The organism is Bradyrhizobium quebecense (genome assembly GCF_013373795.3).
GTDB classification, from domain to species: Bacteria; Pseudomonadota; Alphaproteobacteria; order Rhizobiales; family Xanthobacteraceae; genus Bradyrhizobium; species Bradyrhizobium quebecense.
Genome location: NZ_CP088022.1, coordinates 143,079 through 163,724, shown reverse-complemented (window position 1 = coordinate 163,724; position 20,646 = coordinate 143,079). Strand labels below are relative to the sequence as shown.

The following is a 20,646-nucleotide window of genomic DNA, read 5'->3' as shown; positions in this document are numbered from 1 at the left end:
GGCTTGCCCAACTCGGTTGAGCATATCAGCGCAATTACACGACCGTCCGGTTGATAAGGATCAACACACGTTGTTCCTTCCAGGAGCTAGTTGAGTCGTATCAGCTCATGTCGGAGGATCTACGCGTGCGCGTACGGGAAATCATGTCACGGAACGTCATCACAATCGATGCCGATGCATCGGTGATCGATGCCATCAAGACGATGCTATCCCATCACATCAGTGGCCTTCCTGTCGTCGATCGGGATGGAGCGCTTGTCGGAATCCTGTCGGACGGCGATTTCATCCGCCGCGTGGAAGTGGGAACGGAGAAGCGCCGCGGCCGCTGGCTTGCGATGCTCGCAGGCACGAGCCAGGTCGCACTCGACTTCACCCGTCAGTACGGCCGTAAGGTCAATCAGATCATGTCGCCCAACCCGATCACTATCGAGGAGGACACCCCGCTCGAGCAGGTCGTTCAACTCATGGAATCGCACGGCTTCACGCGATTTCCGGTCATGCGCGATGAAAAGCTGGTCGGGATGGTCACACGTACGGATTTCATGACCGCCATCGCAAACCTTCGCCTCGACCTATCCTCCTCTTCCGGCAACGATGACCAGATTTGCGCATCCGTCATTGCGGCACTGGCGCATGCGCCCTGGCGACCCGCTGCGCTGAACGTGAGTGTGCGTGACGGCGTCGTCAGCTTACGCGGCAACATCCGGAACGACAATGCGCGCAAGGCCACGACCGTTGCGGTGGAGAACGTTGCGGGCGTGAAGCGGGTTGACGACCAATTGGTGAAGATCACCTACCCGCCGCCGGAGGAGGACTATGGCGGTGGCGACTTTGTCTCGTTGGAGGAAGAGCCTTCGACCGAAGACGATCAGCCCTTGTAGGCTTGCGAGAGGCCCGACGATCGTGCCAATGGCGCTTGGGCGTCCCAGTTTAGGCGCCGGCTCAGTCTTCAGGCAGGATAGATCGCCTCCCGGTGAATTTCCTCGCCCGACTCGTCGATGACCACCACGTGACGATCGACGTCGCCAGAGGGATTCTCGCGGCGAATCCTGCCCGCCATTTGCTTGCCGTGCGTGATCGCGGCAGCGGCGTTCGCGAATTCAAGTCCGATGCGATCCCGGACCGGGACACCATCCTTCGTGTCGAAATAGTAAGTTCTCATCAGGATCTACAGGTCTCCGATCGAACAGCGCCCCCCAAAGAAGCTGCCAGCTTGCGCCAGTCGACAGCTTCAGTGGACTGCTGTGCGCAGTTGGGGGATCTGCACGGCCCAAGCAAAGCGGATTGCTGAGGCGTCGGACTTGATCTGCATCAATCCGGATTACGATCTTCGGTCGTGCCGCGCCCATGATCGTGACACGGACCTTACTCTGCGGCCTTTGGGCTTGGGTGTTGCTTGCGCCACTCGGCTAGCTTGGCTTCTTCCTCTGCCAGCAGCTTATGAAGCATTTCGATCTTCCGTGCGTCAGTCTCTGTGGCCAGCAGCTCCTTGTAGTGCGCGATGTTCGCCCTGAAAATGAAATCAGCCATGGCTCATTCCCCTTACATAGGAGCCAAGAAACGATTTTGTCGAACTGACGCGGGCATAACAACGTACGTTATTGTATATACCGTGGAACTACGGTGTTCCCTATCAAATTCGCTGTCGGCCAAGCGTCAGCAAATCCACCCTACCGAGACCGCCCTCCCAAACAGCTCAAGCCATTGCGGTCGGAAACAGGCCAGCAACAACAAGCCGCTCCGGGATCGTCAAGCCGCGAGCGGCGCCGTCAGACCTCGGCTTCGCCTCCATGGAATCGGGAGTTTCAATGCCTAACCAGTGGATTGCTGGCAATGGGTCTTAGCCGGGGCGGCTTGAGCCACGTCAACCCCGGACCGAAGCGGCCGCACTAGGTTTCGTTGCCAATCCTTCCAGCAGCGCGAGACTCTCATGCCGCCCAAGCCGTCTGCGTATGGCCCAGCCATTGAAGCGTTCTGGCGCGAGCCAACCAGTTCGCTCTTGCGTAGTCTCGACACTCAACGGTGCGGTTTGCGCCAACGGGAGGCCGAGAAGCGGCTCGCCCGGTTCGGCCCGAACCTCGCAGAGCCATCGCAAACGCGATCGATCCTGCAGAAGATCGTACATCGTCTGGTCAACCCGCTGATCGCCATCCTGATCGCGGCGGCGGCGGTGTCGGGGTTCAGCGGCGACCTCGCGAGCTTTGTGATCATTACGCTTGTGGTAGGCCTGTCGCTGACGCTGGACATCCTGCAGGAACATCGCGCGGAACTCGCCGCCGATGCCTTGCGGCGCTCGGTCGCGATTCAGGCAGATGTCATTCGCGATGGCGCAATCGTCGCGCTGCCGGTGAGCGAGCTCGTGCCTGGAGACGTCGTGGAGCTGCGGATCGGCGACCTCGTGCCGGCCGACGGGGTCGCGCTAACGGCCCGCGATTTTCAGCTAAACGAGGCCCTCATGACCGGGGAACCGTTTCCGGCCGCCAAGACGACCGAGCCATGCGCCACCAGTCTGCCCGCGGAAGCGAGCAATGCCCTGTTCGCCGGCACCAGCGTCGTCGGCGGCAGCGGGGTCATGCTTGTCGTCGAGACCGGGCGTCGTACGCGCTTCGGCATGATCAGCGCCGACCTGCTAGCGAACGATCCCCCAAGCGCCCTCGAGCAAGGCGTCCAGAAGCTTGGCCTACTCATTCTCAAGCTGACGCTTTTTTTGACGCTGTTCGTGCTACTCGCCCATCTCATGGCACATCGGCCAGCCATGGAATCGTTCCTTTTTGCCGTCGCGCTGGCTGTCGGCCTGACACCCGAGCTCTTGCCGATGGTGATGACGGTGACATTGGCGCGCGGAGCGCAGCGGATGGCGAAGCGCCAGGTGATCGTCAAGAGGCTGTCCGCAATCCACGATCTCGGTGCGATGGACACGCTCTGCGTCGACAAGACCGGTACGCTGACGGAAGCCAAGATCACGCTCGCGGCACATCTCGATCCTGCGGGACGCCCCAGCAATCGGGTGCTCGAGCTGGCCCGATTGAACAGCGCTTTCCAAACCGGCATCCACAGCCCGCTCGATGAGGCGTTACTTGCCGCAGACAGCCCGCCGGGAAGCAGCGCCTGGACCCGGCTCGCCGAGATTCCCTTTGACTACGAGCGGCGCTGCCTCTCGGTCCTTGCGGCGCGAGACAACGACCGATTTCTGATCGTCAAGGGCGCGCCGGAAGCGATCATGGCCCGCGCGGTCGCGGTCGAGGTCGATGGCTTGGCCCGACCGCTGGATGATAGCCACCGTGCTCAGCTCGTTCGTCTGGAGGATGACCATGCCCGGCAGGGCTTTCGGCTGCTCGGCGTCGCTATCCGAAACATGGCGCCGGACCGGGTCAATGTCACGACCGAGGATGAATCTGTCCTAACGGTGGTCGGTTTCTGCGCTTTCGCGGACCCTCCCAAGCGCGATGCGGCCGACTCGGTCCGGGATCTGAAGGCACGCGGCGTCGGCATCAAGGTGCTCTCCGGAGACCACGCTGCGGTGGTCGCGCATGTCGCGGATGCCGTCGGTCTCCCCTCCGGTCGCATCCTGACCGGCGGCGAGATTGCCGATTTGAGCGATCAGGCGCTCGCCGCGCAGATCGAGGATGTCGACCTGTTTGCCAGGATCGATCCCGAGCAGAAGAGACGGATTATCCGGGCCTTGCGTCAACGCGGTCACGTCGTCGGCTTCATGGGCGACGGCGTCAACGACGCTCCGGCGATTCACGCCGCCCATGTCGGAATTTCCGTCGCCGGCGCGACTGAAGTGGCACGCGCCGCCGCGGACATGATCCTGCTGGCCCCTGACCTCTCGGTGCTGGGTGCGGGCGTGATCGAGGGACGGCGAACGTTCGCAAACATCTCCAAATATGTCCGCATGGGAACCAGCTCGAATTTCGGCAACATGCTATCGATGGCACTGGCATCCATTGCCCTGCCGTTCCTGCCGCTGTTGCCGCTGCAGATCCTCCTGAACAACCTGCTCTACGATCTCTCCGAGATCGGCATTCCATTCGATGAAATCGACGAGGAGGATGCCGAGAGACCCCAATCATGGAATATGGCGGATATCGTGCGGTTCACCTTCGTCATGGGCTCGATTTCATCGCTGTTCGACGTTGCGACTTTCACCATTCTCCTGAAGGTCTTCCACACCGATGCGGCCGCATTCCAAACCGGCTGGTTCCTGGAATCCATTGCTACCCAGATCCTCGTGATTTTTCTGATCCGCACGCGGCGGCCGCCATGGCGCGCCAGCCGACCGCATCGCATCCTGGCGTTGGGCTCGCTGGGCGCGCTTGCTTCAGGCATTTTCCTGGCGCTGGGACCGGCTGGTTCCTTGTTCGGTTTCGCCGGCCTGCCGCCTATGCTGCTAGGTGCGATAACTTTGATAACGATCAGCTACCTCGCCATGGCCGAGGCCGGAAAGCATCTTGCTCTCCCAGTCGCTGCACGTGAGCGAAATCGCGATGCGCTACGGCCACAGCATCCTGCTAGCGATGCCGCAGTGAATGGATGACCCGCAGACGCCACACATTAGCGGGACCGCGTGACCGGAGTTGATCCGCATCAAGGCCTTTCTTCCCCCGAATGCGATCATTGTGCTGGCAGGATGCATGGCTTTGACCACAAATGGATCGATCACGGCAACGGAACGAGCAGAGACTTGACGACGCGAGCGATAGCGATGCTCGCGCCGTCGCAACCTCGGCGCCGACGCCAACACTCGATCAGCCGAAGCGACGCCGGCATCTTCGGAACGGTCCGACCGTCTCATGGTATGGCCGTCTGATGATCGTTGGCACATTGCTGGTTGCCGCCGGCTGGGAGATCTTCCGGCTGCTTCTAACCATCATCACTCTCGACTGAAGGTTCGTTGAACGGATTTCGGATTCAGCGTGACGTTGGGGGCGCGTCCTGCACCCAACTCGACCGAACGATACGCGTCGGGGTTCGATTTTCGGAAGTACACCGAGCCGTCTCCCGGAACGCTCACGCAATGGTGCTTCCTGGCAAATTGTGCGGCCTTGGCGGCAGCGACCTCGTTGATCCCAAACAACCGCTCATAATCATGATCGGAGATTCTTAAAACAGCGCCAGCGCCGAGACGATCGAGTCGCGATCGCAACTCGGCAAGGGTCAGGTCTTTATTCATACGCTATCTCTAGACCGAGCTGGACTTCTGCCGAGTGTTGATTCCCAGCAACGTGTAGAGCGGACAGTACGAGAAGAATGCTGTCGCGATCAGAACGAATCCGAGCGTCCCGGCGACCAGCCATCCTGCTCCAAGCGAGCCGTCCTTGAGCGTATATGCGATCACAGCCAGGCCGATGATGATCCGGGCGTACTGATCAATGAGTCCAACGTTGCGTGTCATGGCAATGTGCCTCCTTTGATGCAGCTTCATTTTGAACGCATTCCGGCTCACGGCCCTTGATCGTGATCAATTCACACGGTGCAGACCACCAACCAGCGCCGGACCGGGCGGACACAGCCGATCTAATGCGACATCAGCAGGCAGATTGGAGCGTGCTGCAGCAAGCCGCGCGTCATGCCGCCGAACATCCATTCACCGAGCCGGCTATGCCCATAGCCTCCGGTGACGATGAGGTCGGCGCCTTCGTGCCTTGCCAGCCTGACTAGGTACTCTGCATCCGGCTCGGCCGTGTGGACGCGAACGTCGAACTGGCAATTGACGCTGTGCCGTTCGAGATAGCTCGCGACATCTCGCAAGCGGCGGTTCGCTGCGTCCTGCTCGTCAGACGTGCAGATTTCGGCGACAGTCACCTTCGAAGCCCGGGCCAGGAAGGGCAATGCGTCGCGGACCGCCAGACGGGCCTCGCGGGTGTCCTTCCAGCCGACGACAATGCGATCGGCCGACAAGCCGGTCACGCCTTCCGGCACCGACAGGGTGGGACGTCCCATCCGCAGGATGGCCTCGGCCGAGTCGAGGTAATGGAAATTGTCCGATTGGGCTTTCCGGCGCTTGAAGACAACCAGATCTGCCATCCTGGCCTGCTCCGCCAGGAACGCAGTCGGGGATTCCAGCGCCCATCGCCATTCCACCTTATGGCGCTCCCGCCCGGCGATCTTCCTGAACCACTCGCCCTTCGCCGCGAGATCGGCCCGCATCCGCTTGATATCATCCTCGGTGGTCTGCTCGATGATCACGCCTTCGGCGACAAAGGGCGGATCGATGGCGGACGCTGAAACGCCGATCATCGATGCATGAAACTTGTCCGCAATACCTTCGGCGACACGAACCTGTCCCTCGTCCTGCTGCTGAGGGTCAACGTAAACCATGACATTGGCCAAATACATGTGCCTGCTCCACCAAAGTGAAATGATCGTCTATTGTTGAGCACGGCGGCGCTGCCAACGTTGAGCCAGGTCAAGCTTGCCTCGATCCCCTGAACTCTTCGTCGCTCGCCTGCCTAATCCGGATCCCGCCCGACGCTGCGAGCCGAGCGCGCGAGCGCCTCATATCCGGCCGCAATCTTCATGAAGTGATCGCGAGTCGCCTGGTCCTGATGTCGTGCAGCCTGGCGCTTCGTCCGTTCGGCGCGGGACGTCCAGTATGAAGCGTCGTCCTGAGGCTTTCCGGCACGCGGCTTCTTCTGCGCGACATCAACGGCATTCTTCGCCGCCTGACGTGGCGGCTGCGCTTCGGTCCCGTGTTGCTGCGACGGCCGCTGCTTGGCATATTCAGAGCACATCATACAAATCTCCCAGCCATCGAAGCACGACAGCTCCGGTCTCTTCCGGTCGTTCGCCAACCGCCTCGTGGCGCGCGGCGTCGATCGGATCAATCCATCGCCGGCTCGGCAACCACCGCGCGCTCCTGAAACTGGTCGTAAGCCCCGAGCGCTTCAGCGGCGTACATCAATGACGGTCCACCGCCCATGTAGACCGCCATCGCGAGCGCCTCCTCGACCTCCTTGCGGCCGACCCCAAGCTTGACCAGGGTCTCGGCGTGGAAGCCGATGCAGCCGTCGCAGTGAGCGGCAACGCCCAATGCAAGCGCAATCAATTCCTTGGTCCGGGCATCAAGCGCGCCATTTCTGGTTGCCGCCTGCGCCATCGCCGAGAACGCGCGCATAGTCTCCGGAATGCCCTTGCGCAGTTGGTCCAGATTGCTGGAAATGTGCTTGCAGACGTCGGCATAGTCCTTTTGCATGCGACCCTCGATCTTCGATATTGGAACGGTCCAGGGGAAGGGCGGCTCACCGACGGGGATGCACCGGCGAACGCCGTCCTTCATCCAACGCACCCCGGCAACACGATCTGGCCTCTCTGAAGGACGTGCGTGTTCGGCCTGCAAGGACCCGCACTTTGTAACGCAGCGATCCCGCGTGACATTGCGCCAGATCAAACCGCGCGCAGTTTGTCGCTTGCGTCAGATCAACACATCCCACGTGTCCAGCGCTAGGCTCGACATCAAGTTCCAGAACGATGGGAGATATTCGGATGTACGCGCACCAGATCATGGCCCGCAAGGTGCTTTCGACAACGCCGGACAGCACCATCCTCGACGCGGCAAACATCATGCTTCAGCACCGTGTCAGCGGGCTTCCCGTGGTCGATCGCGACGGCACGCTCGTCGGCATTATCACCGAAGGCGATTTCCTTCATCGCAGCGAGATCGGCACCGAAAGGAAACGCAACTGGTTGGCGACTTTCGTACTCGGACCGGGAAAATGGGCCGAGGACTACGTATTCGAGCATGGACGCAAGGTATCGGAGATCATGACACGCGCGCCGGTCACCGTGCCTGAAGATGCATCGCTGACAACGGTTGTCGAACTGATGGAGAAGAACAACGTCAAGCGGCTGCCGGTGGTTTGCGGCGGCAAGCTTGTCGGCATCATCACCCGCAGCAACTTGCTGCGAACGGTAGCGAGCCTTGCACGCGACGTACCCGCTCCGACGGAAAACGACGACCAGATCCGGCGGCGCATTCTGGACGAAATTGAGCGAAACGCCTGGTGTCCGTTAGGACTCACCGTCATCGTCAGAAACGGAATCGTCCACTTGAGCGGCGTGATTACCGAAAGCAGATTTCGCAAGGCTGCGATCGTCGCGGCCGAGAACGTTCCCGGAGTCGTCGAGGTGCACGATCACCTCTGCTGGGGTGATAGTTTATCGGGCTACTATCTGAAATCTCCTGAAGATCAGGAGCTCGAGGAGAAACAGGCTCACTAAAGGGGGCTCGGCGAGGAACATCTCATGTGCTTTGGGAACGCTGATGATGGCGGGCGCGGACAACTCTAAAAATCGCACGTCGCCTTGTTGATCCAGAGCAACAACGCTGCGATCGCGCTCAACTCCAGACCACCGCGCATTCGGAGCTTCTGCAATGACCAGTGAAACGGCAAAAGCGATTTTGATGATCTTCCTGTTCGGCTCGCTATCGATCGCGATCCAGCTGTCGGGACGCAGCGCGACGAAGCGACTGAGAGCATTGGCGCTGCAGGCACTACGCCGCGCGCACCCTCGATAGCATGATATTCCATACAGTGCATCAAATGCCTTGCTGATCCCGACGTCGCCTATCGGCAGCAGCCGACCATATTGGCCGACGTCGCAATCTCGCATTGTCGAAGTCACCGTGGCGGGCATCGGGGCGCTGTTCTGGTTCCGTGGCGAACGCCGTTGCAGCCGGTTGAGCCAGGTCAAAGCAGGGAGCCGGAAAGCCCCTATTTTGATTCGACAGGTTCATTGGAGGCATACATGCGCGCCCACCAGATCATGACCAGGAATGTCGTCACCGTTACGCCTCGGACCTCGATCGAGGATGCCGCCAACATCATGCTTCAAAACCATGTCAGCGGCCTGCCGGTCGTCGACAACGGCAAGTTGACGGGAATCGTCTCGGAAAGCGACTTTATGCGCCGCGGCGAAATCGGAACCGGGCGCAAGCGTTCGGCTTTTCTCCAGTTCCTGGTCGGACCTGGCCGCGCAGCCGCCGACTTCGTCCACGAGCGCGGTCGCAAGGTCGAGGACGTGATGACGCTGGATCCGGTCACGGTCGAAGAACAAACGCCGCTCGAGGAGTTGGTGCACTTGATGGAGAAAAGGGGCATCAAGCGCCTGCCCGTGGTGCGCGGCAAGGACCTTGTCGGCATCGTGACCCGGTCAAATCTGCTCCAGGCCGTGGCCAGTCTGGCGCACGAGATTCCGGATCCGACCGCAGACGACGATCATATCCGCGATCGTATCCTCCGGCAGGTCGACGCCGTGAGCTGGCGCCCTATCGGGTTCGAGGTGACCGTCCGCAACGGCGTTGTCCATCTGCATGGCATCGTCACCAGTGACCATGCGCGCGAAGCAACCATCGTGGCCGCGGAGAGCACCGCCGGCGTCAAGAAGGTGCATGATCACCTCTGCTTCGTGGATACCTATACCGGCTTCTACGTCGAATCTCCCGAGGACATGAAGGCGGCGAGCTGAAACGACCGGATCGGGCTCGCCTTCGCAGGCCGTCTACAAATCAAACACGTCGCCCAGACGCGGCAGCTCAACCCGCTGTCCCTCGAAATGCGCAGCGAGCGCCTGCATTGCGGGCTCTTCGCCATGAACCAGGAACGTTGCCTCGCATCCCTCGATCGCGCGTCGCCATGCGAGCAGCTCCTGCTGGTCCGCATGAGCTGAAAATCCGTTGATCGTGTAAATCGTGCTGCGAACCGCAATGTCTTCGCCGAACAGCCGCACGGACTTGGCCCCATCGATGATCTGCCGCGCGATCGTTCCCGAGGCGGCGTATCCGACGAATACGACCGCCGATTCCTTGCGCCAGATATTATGCCGAAGATGATGGCGAATTCTGCCGCCGGTGCACATCCCGGACCCGGCCATGATGACGGCACCGCCGGTTATCCTGTTGATGGCAACCGAATCGGCACTCTCGCGGACCAGACGCAGGTTTGCCGGACGCAGTGGATCCCGTCCTTCACGAAACATGGAAGCGGCCTCCGAGCTGAGACATTCGGAATGCCGCTTGAATATCTCGGTCGCCGAGATCGCCATCGGCGAGTCCAGGAAGATTTGCATGGCCGGCGGCAACCTGCTGCGCTCCCCCCCCTGGCGCAGCACATAGAGGATCTCCTGGGCGCGCTCGAGCGCGAAGGTCGGGATGATGACGTTACCGCCGCGCGCCAGCGTACTGCCGATCGCGCCGTAAAGCTCCTCGATGGAGTCTTTCAGCGATCGATGGCGTCTGTCGCCATACGTCGATTCCATGACGACAATGTCGGCGCGAGCGGGCGGACTCGGGAGACGCAGCAGCGGACGACCGGCGTTGCCGAGATCACCTGAGAACAGGACCGAACGCGTGCGGCCGTGCTCGGCGACCTCGATCAGGATGCTCGCAGAGCCCAGGATATGGCCGGCATCGAAGAAGGTTGCGCGAAGTCCCTCTGCGAGCTGTAACGGTTGCCCGTATTCAGCCGTCCTTCCAAACCGATCGAAGCAATCGAGCGCATCGAGGACGGTATAGAGCGGCGACGACGCTTCTTCTTTCCCCCGTCTGCGCCACTGGCGGGCCCTCCGCTGTGCGTCCTCCTCCTGAAGGTGCGCGGCATCGACCAGTACGAGGCGGGTCAGCTCACGACTGGCCGCAGTCGTGATCACCTCACCCCTGAACCCTCGCTTGGCGAGCAAGGGAATCCTGCCGCAGTGATCGAGATGGGCATGGGTCAGCAGAACATAGTCGATGGTCGCGGGATCGAACCCGAAGGCGGCGACGTTCTCTTCTACCAGGTCGCGGCTTCCCTGAAAAAGACCGCAATCGATCAGAATGCGTCGGTTCAGGCATTCGACCAGGTGACAGGACCCGGTCACCGCCCGGTCGGCGCCATGAAAGGATAACTTCACGATCCGACCTCTTGACTGATCGACTTGCCGCGTGAGGCGTCATCTCCAACCGGAAGAAGCGGCCGGCCGGCCGCCTCGTACCACCGCAGAATGCCTTGCCAGGCTTCCTCGGCGGACTCTGCAAACCAAAACAGGTTCCTGTCTTCCGGATCGATGACACCCTCCTCGACAAGGAAGTCCGGATCAAACGCGCGACGCCAATACGACTCGCCAACCAGCACGACCGGCACCGGCGCAATCTTTCGGGTTTGCGCCAACGACAGCACTTCGAACAACTCGTCCATCGTGCCAAAGCCACCCGGGAATGCCACCAGCGCCCGCGCGCGCATCAGGAGATGCAACTTTCGCATCGCAAAATAGTGAAACCTGAAGCAGAGCTCTGGCGTGACATATGGGTTAGGGTCCTGCTCCTTTGGAAGGCTGATGTTCAGCCCGATCGACTGGGACCCGACGTCGTGCGCACCCCTGTTGGCTGCTTCCATGATGCCTGGGCCGCCGCCGGTCATGATCATGAGGCGGCCGCCGATGGCCTTTTCGCTTGCGGCACCGACGATCTGTCCGAACTCGCGCGCGATTCTGTAGTATTTGCTGTTCGCCGCAATACGCCGTGCCGCCTTGAGACGGCGCTGCAAACCGTCGTCGTCGGGATTCAGTGCCAGCGCATCAGCTATCGAGGCGACGGCTTGGCGCGCCGCCGGCGCCTCGCAAATGCGAGTGCTGCCAAAGACGACAATCGTATGAGCGATCTGATGTTCTCGGAGCAAGGTTTCGGCCTTGAGGAAATCAAGTTGGAGGCGAATGCCGCGTGTGGCTTCGCTCTGCAGGAAATTTTCGTCCTGATCCGCCTCTTGATAGCTTGACGATTGCAGGATGTTGCTCAGAGCGCCGGGCGTGCGAGCGTCCCCCTCGACGCCCTCGGGCTGATCACTCGGGAGTGCCGCGGCCTTGTCGACACGTTGGGTCGGCTTCGGGATCGAGCTCGGATGGGTTGATCGCGGACCATCCTCAGTCATGCGCCGACCTGCCGTTCATCTTGGAGAGGCTGGGCCTCACTATGCTTCAGGGCCTCACGAACCTCGTCGTCTTCCAACGCATCCAGAAGCCAGCGGCGGTCGCTTGGCTTTTCGCAACCAACATCCGCCCCGTGCTTCGCGGGCTGTCCGACGGCAGGCAACTTCACTCGGTCATTCATGGCAAGGCCTCATCAGCATTCGAGGAGTATTGCCCAGCATCCAGGACTACCGGCACAGACGCCTTGAGCAGGGTCAATTCATAGGCGACGATTGATAGGCCTCTTTCGGCAGTCGCGACCATTCTCAACTCCGCCTTGAGCGAGTGGCGCAGAGGGCTTCGGGCGCGGCGCGCATTGAGCCAGATCAATGGTCATGCGCCATGGTGATCCTACCTTGTCTCGGATCATATTGAATCCGGCATTTTCGCACGATGCGTGGGCGGGAGATCATGCCATTTCAGCTCGCTGTGCCCACCCATGTCGAAACATTCCGGCAATCGCTTCGGCTTTTGCGAGCGCCCCGCTTTGGCACTTACTTTGCCGCCACGTTGCTGTCCAACATCGGAACGTGGTCGCAACAGATTGCCGAACCATGGTTGCTGCTCAGCCTGGGCGCCTCCTCATTCGTGATTGGACTGGACAGCTTCGTGCAGTCGGCGCCGGCCTTCTTGCTGATCGTGGCGGGTGGCATGCTCGCCGACAACGCCGACCGTCGCTGGGTCGTCGCAAAATTCCAGGCTATCCAGATGATGTGCCCGGTCGCGCTGGTGGTGCTCATGCTGACAGAGCTCGTCGAACCGTGGATGGTGATCGTCCTTTCGCTCATCGTTGGCGTCACTGACGCCTTGTCCATGCCCTCTTTCCAGACGATCGCGCCTTCACTCGTCAAACAGGACCAGATTGGCAGCGCCATTGCGTTGAACGCGACGCAGTTCAATCTTTCGCGGATAGCGGGCCCGGCGCTCGGTGGATTGTTGATCGCAAGCGTCGGCGCTATCAGCTGTTTCGTTGCGAACGCCGTGTCGTATTTGCCCTTCATCGCGGTCGCGATCTGGGTTCTGCCGGCCGGTTCGGCCAACCTCGGCCCCGACCGCTCACTGGACCGTCACCAGCTCCTTCTCGGTTTACGCAGGATCATCGCCTCGGATTACATGCGAGGCGCATTGACCACCGTTCTGATCACGAGCACCTTGTGCGGGCCGCTGATCGTCTTCTGCCCGGTCCTGGTGAAGGAGATCTTGCACGGCGATTCCAACCAGTTCAGCCTCGCCATTGGCGCATTCGGACTCGGAGGGCTGCTCGGAGCGGTCGTGATGCTCGGGGTCGAGCCCGGTCGCGACAAGCGTCAGCTGAGCATCGCCTTTGCCGCCGCCTACGGTGCGATGACTGCTATCGCAGCCGCGAACCCATGGACCTCCGTGCTTCCCCTTCTGCTGGTCGTGGCCGGCTTTTGCATGTCGATCAGCAATACGGCGGCCAATGCGCTCCTCAATGCCGCTGCGCCGGTCCGCCTGCGCGGCAGGACAATAAGCCTGTACATGCTGGCCATGCGCGGAGGTCTTTCGTTTGGCAGCCTCTTGACCGGGATATGCGTCGACTACGTCGGCGTGCGCTATGCGCTACTGGTCAATGGCGTCACGGCCCTGGCTGTCCAATTGATCTTTGGCAGGCGATGGCTCCGCGCAAATTCGCAGGCTGCCTTGCATCCATCGATGCGATCACCAGCGCCCCGGCGGTCCTAGCCGGCTCGACCGGGCTTCGTTCCCAACAAAGCCGCCAGCTTCGGCGAAGCTGGCAGATGGCGCCCGGATCGCCCCAAGCGATGAATTCAGGAATGGCAAAGCCAGTCGGTATCTGCCCGAATTCGAGTGGCTCGCCGCGAGAGTCCGTGACCGCACCACCCGCTGCGGTCACGATGGCGTGGCCGGCGGCGACATCCCATTCCCGAGTCGGCGCCAGCCTTGGATAGGCATCTATCCTTCCGTCGGCGACCCAGGCAAACTTGAGCGCCGACCCGAGCCGGCTCCGGACAATATCGCCTCGCGCGCGGATCAACAGCTCCGTGAGGGGACCCCTCAACGCGACTGCGGCGCGTGCGTGCGTCGAGTCGAGGCTGCTTCTCGCTGTTGTTGCGCTCGGCCGGAAGCGCGCTCGTATCGCTCGCACGCCCCACAATCGCCCGCGGCTTCTGCATCAATCGCCCTCGGATCGCGCGAGTATTCGCTCAAGCGCGATGATCAGCTGCACGCGGCCAACGATGCCAACGACCCGCGTATCTCGGAGAACCATGACCTGCGATATCTGATGATTGTCCATTGCGGCAACGATCTCATCCACGGTCGCGCGTTCGTCGACGCAAACGGGCTTGCGGCTCATCACAGCGTCGACGCTGAGGGCCCGGGTCCGCTCGCGGACCAGCCGGCCCTCCTCTCTGCTCAGCAGCCATTCGAGCCAAAAGCCCTCTGGCCAATGCACACCGAGTTCGCGACGGTGAAGGAAGTCGCCCTCGGAGATAACACCGACCAGCGCCCCTGAGCCATCGAGCACGGGCAGGCCGCGCTGGCCAGTTTCCAGCAATAGACGAACGGCGTCGAGCAATGGCGCGCCCGGTTTGATCGTCGCGAAGGACGTGCGCATGACATCCAAAGCCAACATGGCAAACTCCCAGAGCTTGGTGTACGCGATGATCTGCCAGCATCGATCAAAAATAGACGGCCAGGCTGATCTGGATCAATAAGCCGTGCAGCTTTTGTAGCCGCTGGTTTTCGCCGCAAGATCATTTCGGCGAACTGTCAGCTCATATGGGAATCGCCGTCGAGGATGGGGCCGCTACCCTGATTGCCCACGTCGAAAGCTACTCGGCAACGCCGCATCCATGTTAGCTCGCAATCGGGAGACAGCCGGCATACCAGGGAATATTTGACCCAGATCGAGCGATTGGACCAATATCTAGGGCAACCCCGCCTCGGGAGCACACGGATCGAGCCATGAGCGAAAACTCTCTATTAGCTTTCGTTCTCACGGTCACGCTCATCGAACTGACACCGGGACCTAACATGGGCTATCTCGCGGTGCTGGCCGCGTCGGCTGGTCGCAGGGCCGGTCTTGCCGCAACAGCCGGTGTCGCCTTCGGCTTGTTAGGAATTGGGATCGCATCGTCGCTCGGCCTTGCAGCTATCGTGGCTGCCTCCAACCCGCTTTACGAAGTCCTTCGCTGGGGAGGCGCGCTCTACCTGCTTTGGCTTGCCTGGCAAGGATGGCGCGATGCGCCGCAAGAGATCGCCAAACCTATCGAAGCGACGGCGAACACCAAATTCTTTCTCAGGGGCTTGATTACCAATCTACTCAATCCCAAGGCCGGTGTTTTCTATCTATCGATTTTTCCGACCTTCATCGATGAGGCACGGCCATTGCTTCCGCAGACTGCGATTTTGCTGACGGCGTACGTTACTATAGCGACCATAATTCATTCGGCTGTCGTCGTTTCAGCAAACGCCATCCGGCCAAGCATCGAAAAACGCGCAAACACAATGCTCATCAGGCGGATAATGTCGGCGTTGCTGGCCGCAGTCGCAATCTGGCTGTTCTATACGACGAGACGAACTTAGTCTTGAACTCGCTCTTGAGACACTGTCGGCCGCACAGTGCCTATCGTGTGGGCGACGCAAGCGCTTCCACAATGTGCTTTTCAATTTCCCCGACGGGAAGCTTGGTCAAATCCTTGGGAATCTCCGCAATGATGTGGCCCCTGACATCGGGAGCGAGTGTCGCTCGAAGCTGTGCCAGAGTACGCGGTGGAGCGACGATGACAAGCGCCGTCGCTCTTCCACTCCGGACAATGGCCTCTGCAGCCCGCGCAACCCGCCTTGTGAACCGATACTCCTCGAGCTCGTGCCAGTTCGTCGGTTCGACGGCTCCCCGCTGACCGGAGACGATCCCCTTTACGAAGTGTCCGGGGCGGTCCGTGCCTTGCAGATGCGTCGCCGGGTTCTGATCTTCGAAGACAGCCTCCGCCTTCAGGTTGGGGAACCGATCGTCGCCTTCGTTGCGGAGCAATAGCGCCTTGCGACCGTCTCCGACAAACACGAGCGCCTTCCTTGGAATTCCGGCCATCTCGACCTCCTCCGCTTCAACGAGTCCTCTCTACGGCCAGGGAACTCCAGACCGATTGATCGGGGTCAAATCACCCCTGCGCGAGATCCCGCAGAATGTGACAGGTTCCCGCCTACGGAGAGCACGATCATGCAAGCGCGCGACGTCATGGTGTCACCCGTCATCACGGTGGACTCCAACGCAACGGTGCAGCGGGTTGCTTCCCTGCTGCTCCAGCACCGCATCAGCGCCGTTCCTGTTGTGGGCAAGGACAGCGAACTCGTCGGAATCATCACGGAAAGCGATTTGATGCATCGGACCGAAGCCGGCACCGAGCGCCCGTATTCGTGGTGGCTGCGACTACTGGTCGGAGACGCGCAAATGGCGTCCGACTACGTGAAGTCCCATGCTGTCAAGATCGCGGACATCATGACCCGTAAGGTCGTGACCGCGGCGCCGGATACACCTCTACATGAAATTGCGATGCTGCTCGAGAACCATGGCATCAAGCGTGTCCCCATCGTCGATGAAGCCGGCCACCTCCTCGGCATCGTCAGCCGGGCCAACTTGCTCCAGGCCGTCGCGAGCGCCCGGCCGAAGTTGGAGATATCACCCACCGATTCCGCTATCAGGAAGAAATTACTCGGCGAGCTTCGCGAGCAACCATGGGCACACACCTTCAATCTGACCGCGACCGTACAGAACGGCGTCGTCGACCTGTGGGGATATGCGCCATCCGCCGCCGAGCGCACGGCGATCCGGATTGCCGCGGAGGCAATCCCCGGTGTCGGCGCAGTGAACGATCACCTGCTGGAAACGCCGATCATGGTCTACTAATCTCTCGGCGGCGATCGCAGCGCGGCCACCAATCAGTCAGCGGATCAAACGGCTTCAAATCGATCCACGATCGCACTGAACGCCTAGTTCATCCTAATGAAGAGGCGATCGATGGCATCCGAGGGAATCGCAAAGGCGCGCTCGGATTCGGTCTCGCCGGTGCTAGCGGCAACAATGCCGATCACTTCGCCCCGCAGATTGAACAGCGGCCCGCCTGCACTGCCGCGATCCAGCAAGGCGTCGGTCTGAATGAGATCCTGGCAAGGGATGCCGGGCCACGAACGATGCAGAGCGCTGACGATACCGAAGCTAATGCTTTGAGTGAGCCCCGAAGAGCCGCCGACCGCAAGGACGAAATCCCCGGGCTCTGCGTCGATCGATCGACCGATGCGAGCTGCGGTCAGGCCCGACGCCGAAATCCTCAGCATCGCCAGGTCATATCGCTCGTCGGCCACCACGAACCTGGCGTCAAGCTGGCGTCCGTCCGGCAATCGGACCGAAAGTGTCTTGGCGCCGCTGACCACATGATTGCTCGTCACGATCAATCCGGACTCCGCCTTGATGATGACGCCCGCACCATACACATCCTTCGTCGTGGGAGACGGACCATTGGGAAGCCCGGGCCCCGTGTCGATCGACCGGGAAACCGCCGCTGTCTCCGTAGTGGCTTTTATGCCGACGACACTTTGGATGATCTTCCCGACCAGAGGCGCAAGTGTTTGCACATCCCGGATTTCTCCTGCTCGCACCTGTCCGGGCCACAGTAGGAGCATCCACGTCATAATGACAATGGATGACGACAGGCGGCCGGCCAACTTCCTCGGCGGCCTGCGGCAGGGCCTTTTCGGATTCATCTCGTGCCCGCCCTGCACTATTCGGCTGCGGTGATTGGCAGCGCGCCAGGCCTCTCCGCCGCAATGAGTGCCTTCCACAATGCACCGATACTGTTCTGGGTGGCTGGCAGGATCGAGCAGTGCCCGGCGGCATCGAAATCACAGAACCGCGCGGCAGGATCGTCACACATCTCGGCGAACGCCCGATTGATGAGGTCGAGGCATTCGAGGAGCTCGGTGATGTTCTCCAAACCAGCACGACGCCGAAGCTCGAGGAGACGGAACGTCACGACCGGCGGCTCGCCGAAGGAGATCTCAGGATGGGCGAGCCCGAAGAACACTTCGACAGCAAATGGCACCTGTCTAATTCGATTGAGAAGGTTCGCTGCCTGGGCTTCCGTGCACGCAACCAAGCGAGGCGACGACGCTCCGGGTGCCGGCCTTGGACCGAGAGCCGCCGATATCTGCTGCTCAAGCCAGAGGCGAACGGGAGCCGGGGCGTTCTGGATTTGCTGGGCGTCAAGCATTATGCTGGTCATCGTTGATCCTCCACTGTCCATATGACCACTAACGACTTTGCTCGCAGCGGCCTTGATGGGGATCAATGTTGCGCGCGGCGCGCCTTCGCGCATACAGGGCTGCCGCTCATCTATTGCAGGAGATCGCGTCGCCGCGGCCGAGCAGTATCGGCAGCACGACGATCCCGAACGCCTTCACTGTCGCTACTTTTGCTGAATGCGGTTCAGATAATCGATAACGGCGAGGATTCGTGTTCGCACGACGACCTCCCGCAGATCCCGGGAAGGATCGAGCGCGTCGTAGGCCGGATCGACAATGTGAGGCAAGCTTTTAACGGGATTGTATCGTTCCCCCCAAATCGGCATCTCATGCGTGCCGTGCGCGGAAATTGTTCTCCGCCCATCTATGGCTTCATAAACGGCGGTTATAGGAAAGACCCCGTTGTTGTTCTTGGCCAAAGCCGTCAAATCGGCAGGCGGCACCTTCAGCTGCTCAGCGACAGGTCCCCTGCCCTTTCCATCCACACCATGGCAGCTTGCGCACGAGGCTTGAAATTCGACCTTGCCGACATCGGCATCTTCAGCGTGAGCTGCCGCGGCGAAAACGACGGTCAGACTGACAATCATCAGCGGCTTCAGGCAAAGGGTCATCATATCGCGTCCCCAGGCTTTCCGACAAATCTGTCTAGCGGTGATGGACTTGCTTCAGTTTGACGTAAATCAATGGAGAGGAAACTCGCGGCCTTGCCGCGCAGTCGACCTCGGTCATCATTTCCCGGACCGATTCGAAGACCACGGCTGGGCGGTTTACTCTCGGCTCGCACCGAGCTTTTCTTCCTGACTGTCATGGTCGTCAACCCCATGCGATTCACCGTTTCCACTTTCGACGCCCGCAGCGGCGAGCGCCTTAAAAAGGAGACGATCACCAAGTGCGCACGGCTAGAACGGCGATCGAGCGCGAGATGAACCGGATCGTTGACTCCATTGTCGTCGCAGGCACGCCGCCGGAACGCGACCATCCGCGAATTGGTCGCGTCCATCATCGTGCATGCCAGCCCAAGCCGGCCTGGCGGTGCGGGAACCAAAGCGAATGCCGAGGACAATCGGAGTGTACGGATCGACATAAAGGGCCGTCTTGCCGCGCTTTGCGACAATCCCGCCCTTTTCCCGAACATGGCTATGTCGGGGGGAACGTTGGTAGCGGGAGAGGGACTCGAACCCCCGACCCCAGGATTATGATTCCCGTGCTCTAACCAGCTGAGCTACCCCGCCATGGGCTCGCGATCGGCGGCATGCAAGCCGCGGGTGCGAACGCGCGGCATATAAAGAGTGGCACGCACGCCTGTCAAGCAAACCCGGACGAGACCGCAAACTATTGCAGACAGAGGCTATTTTGGCCTGACTGAGGGGTCGCCGCCGGGGCTGCCAGGTGGCGGAATCACCGGTGTGTTGCCGCCTTGCGGGGTCGGCGCACGCATTTCAGGGTCGACGCCGGCCGGCGGACACAGCACGCCGTCGGATTTGGCGAGCTTGTCGCCCAAAGCTTGCCCGGTGGTGGTTCCCTCCGGAACCGCAACACCCGGATGCGAAGGCTGCTGCGGCGCGCAATTCGCGGCGGCACGCGACGGTGCCGGCGGCGCAGTCTGTGCCGGCGGCGTAGCGGGCGTCGGCGGCGCCTGCGCCGCGGCAACGACGGGCGCCATGATCAGGGCCCAGGACAACGCGAGTGTTCGATTGATCCTCATGACGAGAAAACCGTGACCACGCGCCGATGTTCCCGATCAAAATCGCCGCAGTCTCACGATTTGCGGAAACGGATCAGCGAGAAATGCCCCATCGGCGGCATCGGCCGGCGTTCCGCAAGGCTGACGCCGCCATGCTTGGCGGCCCAATTGGTCAGCCGCTCCCAAGGAAATTCCGGACGCCAGCCGAGCCGCCGCGCCAGCGGCGCGAAGGCGAGCTCGAAAATGCGGCGCGGGCCGCTCTCGGCGCCGATGTGATTGACCAGGATTAGTTCGCCACCCGGCTTCAGCACGCGAATGAAATCATCCAGCGTGGCTTCGGGATCCGGCACTGCGGTGATGACGTATTGCGCGACCACCGCGTCGAAAAACGAATCCGGAAATGCGAGGTGCTTGGCGTCCATCACCGCCAGCGTCTCGACATTGCTGAGGCCCAGCACGCGCACGCGCTTGAGCGCCCGCCGCAGCATCGGCTCGGAAATATCGACGCCGCACAGCTTTGTGGTGCGCGCATATTCCGACAGCGACAGCCCGGTGCCGACGCCGACGTCGAGCACGCGTCCGCCGATCCGGTCGGCCTCCGCGATCGTCGACTGACGGCCCTGATCGAACACCTTGCCGAACACCAGATCGTAGATCGGTGCCCAGCGGCCATACGCCTTTTCGACCCCCTCGCGGTCGATGTCCCCAGCCATTCCCCTGCCCCGATGCTTCTTCTG

At 61.1% G+C, this 20,646-nt stretch carries 26 protein-coding genes and 1 tRNA gene; 8 read left to right on the top strand and 19 right to left on the bottom strand.

The features are described from left to right. Positions 1-143 precede the first annotated feature (143 nt). A complete protein-coding gene (locus HU230_RS00890; RefSeq protein WP_176533378.1) occupies positions 144-881 on the top strand; it encodes a CBS domain-containing protein in 738 nt (245 codons plus the stop codon). A gap of 68 nt (positions 882-949) precedes the next feature. On the opposite strand, the gene HU230_RS00885 is transcribed toward HU230_RS00890, so the two are convergent. Together HU230_RS00885 and HU230_RS00880 are read right to left on the bottom strand one after the other, a co-directional pair. Then, positions 950-1,162, bottom strand: a complete 213-nt coding sequence (locus HU230_RS00885) for a DUF6894 family protein (protein WP_176533379.1) — start codon at positions 1,160-1,162, stop codon at positions 950-952. 203 nt (positions 1,163-1,365) lie between these two features. Continuing rightward, positions 1,366-1,530: a hypothetical protein gene (locus tag HU230_RS00880; RefSeq protein ID WP_176533380.1), complete on the bottom strand. Its 165-nt coding sequence runs from the start codon at positions 1,528-1,530 to the stop codon at positions 1,366-1,368. Positions 1,531-1,930: 400 nt separating this feature from the next. On the opposite strand from HU230_RS00880, the gene mgtA reads away from it, so the two are divergent. Next, a complete protein-coding gene (gene mgtA, locus HU230_RS00875) occupies positions 1,931-4,540 on the top strand; it encodes a magnesium-translocating P-type ATPase (RefSeq protein WP_176533381.1) in 2,610 nt (869 codons plus the stop codon). A 336-nt stretch (positions 4,541-4,876) separates the two neighbouring features. Here mgtA and HU230_RS00870 read toward each other — a convergent pair whose 3' ends face one another. The 5 genes from HU230_RS00870 to HU230_RS00850 form a co-directional block, all read right to left on the bottom strand. After that, complete coding sequence (locus tag HU230_RS00870) at positions 4,877-5,176, bottom strand: hypothetical protein (protein WP_176533382.1); 300 nt, start codon at positions 5,174-5,176, stop codon at positions 4,877-4,879. A 9-nt stretch (positions 5,177-5,185) separates the two neighbouring features. Further along, on the bottom strand, positions 5,186-5,398 hold the full coding sequence (locus tag HU230_RS00865) for a YgaP family membrane protein (protein WP_207835296.1): 213 nt from the start codon (positions 5,396-5,398) through the stop codon (positions 5,186-5,188). Positions 5,399-5,520: 122 nt separating this feature from the next. Beyond that, positions 5,521-6,342, bottom strand: a complete 822-nt coding sequence (locus HU230_RS00860) for a universal stress protein (RefSeq protein WP_176533384.1) — start codon at positions 6,340-6,342, stop codon at positions 5,521-5,523. A gap of 113 nt (positions 6,343-6,455) precedes the next feature. Next, complete coding sequence (locus tag HU230_RS00855) at positions 6,456-6,797, bottom strand: hypothetical protein (RefSeq protein WP_176533385.1); 342 nt, start codon at positions 6,795-6,797, stop codon at positions 6,456-6,458. A 29-nt stretch (positions 6,798-6,826) separates the two neighbouring features. Next, a complete protein-coding gene (locus tag HU230_RS00850) occupies positions 6,827-7,198 on the bottom strand; it encodes a carboxymuconolactone decarboxylase family protein (protein WP_176533386.1) in 372 nt (123 codons plus the stop codon). Between the two features lie 290 nt (positions 7,199-7,488). Here HU230_RS00850 and HU230_RS00845 point away from each other — a divergent pair, with 290 nt between their 5' ends. Next, a complete protein-coding gene (locus HU230_RS00845; protein WP_176533387.1) occupies positions 7,489-8,223 on the top strand; it encodes a CBS domain-containing protein in 735 nt (244 codons plus the stop codon). On the opposite strand, the gene HU230_RS00840 is transcribed toward HU230_RS00845, so the two are convergent. Then, positions 8,161-8,697 (bottom strand): hypothetical protein, encoded by a 537-nt coding sequence (locus HU230_RS00840; protein ID WP_176533388.1) that lies wholly within the window; start codon positions 8,695-8,697, stop codon positions 8,161-8,163. The genes HU230_RS00845 and HU230_RS00840 overlap by 63 nt on opposite strands. A gap of 54 nt (positions 8,698-8,751) precedes the next feature. Between HU230_RS00840 and HU230_RS00835 the strand changes: the two genes are divergently transcribed. After that, positions 8,752-9,471, top strand: coding sequence for a CBS domain-containing protein (locus HU230_RS00835; RefSeq protein ID WP_176533389.1), 720 nt, complete (start codon positions 8,752-8,754; stop codon positions 9,469-9,471). A 33-nt stretch (positions 9,472-9,504) separates the two neighbouring features. Here the strand turns inward: HU230_RS00835 and HU230_RS00830 are convergent, their stop codons facing one another. Then, the gene (locus HU230_RS00830) at positions 9,505-10,893 is read right to left on the bottom strand and encodes an MBL fold metallo-hydrolase RNA specificity domain-containing protein (RefSeq protein ID WP_176533390.1); all 1,389 of its coding nucleotides are present in this window, start codon (positions 10,891-10,893) and stop codon (positions 9,505-9,507) included. After that, positions 10,890-11,906: an LOG family protein gene (locus tag HU230_RS00825; RefSeq protein ID WP_176533391.1), complete on the bottom strand. Its 1,017-nt coding sequence runs from the start codon at positions 11,904-11,906 to the stop codon at positions 10,890-10,892. The genes HU230_RS00830 and HU230_RS00825 overlap by 4 nt, the downstream gene beginning before the upstream one ends. A gap of 448 nt (positions 11,907-12,354) precedes the next feature. On the opposite strand from HU230_RS00825, the gene HU230_RS00820 reads away from it, so the two are divergent. Next, positions 12,355-13,647 (top strand): MFS transporter, encoded by a 1,293-nt coding sequence (locus HU230_RS00820; RefSeq protein ID WP_176533392.1) that lies wholly within the window; start codon positions 12,355-12,357, stop codon positions 13,645-13,647. Here HU230_RS00820 and HU230_RS44010 read toward each other — a convergent pair. Next, positions 13,541-14,071 carry a 3'(2'),5'-bisphosphate nucleotidase CysQ family protein gene (locus HU230_RS44010; RefSeq protein ID WP_420840828.1) on the bottom strand — a complete coding sequence of 177 codons (531 nt, stop codon included), beginning with the start codon at positions 14,069-14,071 and terminating at the stop codon, positions 13,541-13,543. The two genes, HU230_RS00820 and HU230_RS44010, sit on opposite strands and share 107 nt — an antisense overlap. 27 nt (positions 14,072-14,098) lie before the next feature. Continuing rightward, a complete protein-coding gene (locus HU230_RS00810) occupies positions 14,099-14,560 on the bottom strand; it encodes a CBS domain-containing protein (RefSeq protein WP_176533394.1) in 462 nt (153 codons plus the stop codon). 332 nt (positions 14,561-14,892) lie between these two features. Between HU230_RS00810 and HU230_RS00805 the strand changes: the two genes are divergently transcribed. Beyond that, on the top strand, positions 14,893-15,513 hold the full coding sequence (locus HU230_RS00805) for a LysE family translocator (RefSeq protein ID WP_176533395.1): 621 nt from the start codon (positions 14,893-14,895) through the stop codon (positions 15,511-15,513). A 40-nt stretch (positions 15,514-15,553) separates the two neighbouring features. Here HU230_RS00805 and HU230_RS00800 read toward each other — a convergent pair whose 3' ends face one another. Continuing rightward, the gene (locus tag HU230_RS00800; RefSeq protein WP_176533396.1) at positions 15,554-16,018 is read right to left on the bottom strand and encodes a host attachment protein; all 465 of its coding nucleotides are present in this window, start codon (positions 16,016-16,018) and stop codon (positions 15,554-15,556) included. Positions 16,019-16,147: 129 nt separating this feature from the next. Here HU230_RS00800 and HU230_RS00795 point away from each other — a divergent pair, with 129 nt between their 5' ends. Continuing rightward, a complete protein-coding gene (locus HU230_RS00795; RefSeq protein WP_224942796.1) occupies positions 16,148-16,834 on the top strand; it encodes a CBS domain-containing protein in 687 nt (228 codons plus the stop codon). 83 nt (positions 16,835-16,917) lie between these two features. Here the strand turns inward: HU230_RS00795 and HU230_RS00790 are convergent, their stop codons facing one another. Continuing rightward, complete coding sequence (locus tag HU230_RS00790) at positions 16,918-17,559, bottom strand: S1C family serine protease (protein WP_224942793.1); 642 nt, start codon at positions 17,557-17,559, stop codon at positions 16,918-16,920. Between the two features lie 248 nt (positions 17,560-17,807). Between HU230_RS00790 and HU230_RS00785 the strand changes: the two genes are divergently transcribed. Then, positions 17,808-18,212, top strand: coding sequence for a hypothetical protein (locus tag HU230_RS00785; protein ID WP_176533397.1), 405 nt, complete (start codon positions 17,808-17,810; stop codon positions 18,210-18,212). Between the two features lie 177 nt (positions 18,213-18,389). Here the strand turns inward: HU230_RS00785 and HU230_RS00780 are convergent, their stop codons facing one another. From HU230_RS00780 to HU230_RS00760, 5 genes are all read right to left on the bottom strand, one after another. Further along, the gene (locus HU230_RS00780) at positions 18,390-18,836 is read right to left on the bottom strand and encodes a c-type cytochrome (RefSeq protein ID WP_224924260.1); all 447 of its coding nucleotides are present in this window, start codon (positions 18,834-18,836) and stop codon (positions 18,390-18,392) included. Further along, entirely contained in the window at positions 18,836-19,228 is a 393-nt protein-coding gene (locus tag HU230_RS00775; RefSeq protein ID WP_176533399.1) for a hypothetical protein, read from the bottom strand. Before HU230_RS00775 ends, HU230_RS00780 begins: the two co-directional genes overlap by 1 nt. A gap of 152 nt (positions 19,229-19,380) precedes the next feature. Continuing rightward, a tRNA-Met gene (locus HU230_RS00770) sits at positions 19,381-19,457 on the bottom strand. Positions 19,458-19,573: 116 nt separating this feature from the next. Then, the gene (locus HU230_RS00765; RefSeq protein ID WP_176533400.1) at positions 19,574-19,930 is read right to left on the bottom strand and encodes a hypothetical protein; all 357 of its coding nucleotides are present in this window, start codon (positions 19,928-19,930) and stop codon (positions 19,574-19,576) included. 53 nt (positions 19,931-19,983) lie between these two features. After that, positions 19,984-20,622 carry a methyltransferase domain-containing protein gene (locus HU230_RS00760; RefSeq protein WP_176533401.1) on the bottom strand — a complete coding sequence of 213 codons (639 nt, stop codon included), beginning with the start codon at positions 20,620-20,622 and terminating at the stop codon, positions 19,984-19,986. Positions 20,623-20,646 lie beyond the last annotated feature (24 nt).

What these genes read in the sequence shown, in the direction of transcription:
- HU230_RS00890 (WP_176533378.1), top strand. Translation starts at nt 144, where the DNA reads ATGTCACGGAACGTCATCACAATCGATGCCGATGCATCGGTGATCGAT.
- HU230_RS00885 (WP_176533379.1), bottom strand. Translation starts at nt 1,162, where the DNA reads ATGAGAACTTACTATTTCGACACGAAGGATGGTGTCCCGGTCCGGGAT.
- HU230_RS00880 (WP_176533380.1), bottom strand. Translation starts at nt 1,530, where the DNA reads ATGGCTGATTTCATTTTCAGGGCGAACATCGCGCACTACAAGGAGCTG.
- mgtA (WP_176533381.1), top strand. Translation starts at nt 1,931, where the DNA reads ATGCCGCCCAAGCCGTCTGCGTATGGCCCAGCCATTGAAGCGTTCTGG.
- HU230_RS00870 (WP_176533382.1), bottom strand. Translation starts at nt 5,176, where the DNA reads ATGAATAAAGACCTGACCCTTGCCGAGTTGCGATCGCGACTCGATCGT.
- HU230_RS00865 (WP_207835296.1), bottom strand. Translation starts at nt 5,398, where the DNA reads ATGACACGCAACGTTGGACTCATTGATCAGTACGCCCGGATCATCATC.
- HU230_RS00860 (WP_176533384.1), bottom strand. Translation starts at nt 6,342, where the DNA reads ATGTATTTGGCCAATGTCATGGTTTACGTTGACCCTCAGCAGCAGGAC.
- HU230_RS00850 (WP_176533386.1), bottom strand. Translation starts at nt 7,198, where the DNA reads ATGCAAAAGGACTATGCCGACGTCTGCAAGCACATTTCCAGCAATCTG.
- HU230_RS00845 (WP_176533387.1), top strand. Translation starts at nt 7,489, where the DNA reads ATGTACGCGCACCAGATCATGGCCCGCAAGGTGCTTTCGACAACGCCG.
- HU230_RS00835 (WP_176533389.1), top strand. Translation starts at nt 8,752, where the DNA reads ATGCGCGCCCACCAGATCATGACCAGGAATGTCGTCACCGTTACGCCT.
- HU230_RS00825 (WP_176533391.1), bottom strand. Translation starts at nt 11,906, where the DNA reads ATGACTGAGGATGGTCCGCGATCAACCCATCCGAGCTCGATCCCGAAG.
- HU230_RS00820 (WP_176533392.1), top strand. Translation starts at nt 12,355, where the DNA reads ATGCCATTTCAGCTCGCTGTGCCCACCCATGTCGAAACATTCCGGCAA.
- HU230_RS00810 (WP_176533394.1), bottom strand. Translation starts at nt 14,560, where the DNA reads ATGTTGGCTTTGGATGTCATGCGCACGTCCTTCGCGACGATCAAACCG.
- HU230_RS00805 (WP_176533395.1), top strand. Translation starts at nt 14,893, where the DNA reads ATGAGCGAAAACTCTCTATTAGCTTTCGTTCTCACGGTCACGCTCATC.
- HU230_RS00800 (WP_176533396.1), bottom strand. Translation starts at nt 16,018, where the DNA reads ATGGCCGGAATTCCAAGGAAGGCGCTCGTGTTTGTCGGAGACGGTCGC.
- HU230_RS00795 (WP_224942796.1), top strand. Translation starts at nt 16,148, where the DNA reads ATGCAAGCGCGCGACGTCATGGTGTCACCCGTCATCACGGTGGACTCC.
- HU230_RS00780 (WP_224924260.1), bottom strand. Translation starts at nt 18,836, where the DNA reads ATGACCCTTTGCCTGAAGCCGCTGATGATTGTCAGTCTGACCGTCGTT.
- HU230_RS00775 (WP_176533399.1), bottom strand. Translation starts at nt 19,228, where the DNA reads ATGATGGACGCGACCAATTCGCGGATGGTCGCGTTCCGGCGGCGTGCC.
- HU230_RS00765 (WP_176533400.1), bottom strand. Translation starts at nt 19,930, where the DNA reads ATGAGGATCAATCGAACACTCGCGTTGTCCTGGGCCCTGATCATGGCG.
- HU230_RS00760 (WP_176533401.1), bottom strand. Translation starts at nt 20,622, where the DNA reads ATGGCTGGGGACATCGACCGCGAGGGGGTCGAAAAGGCGTATGGCCGC.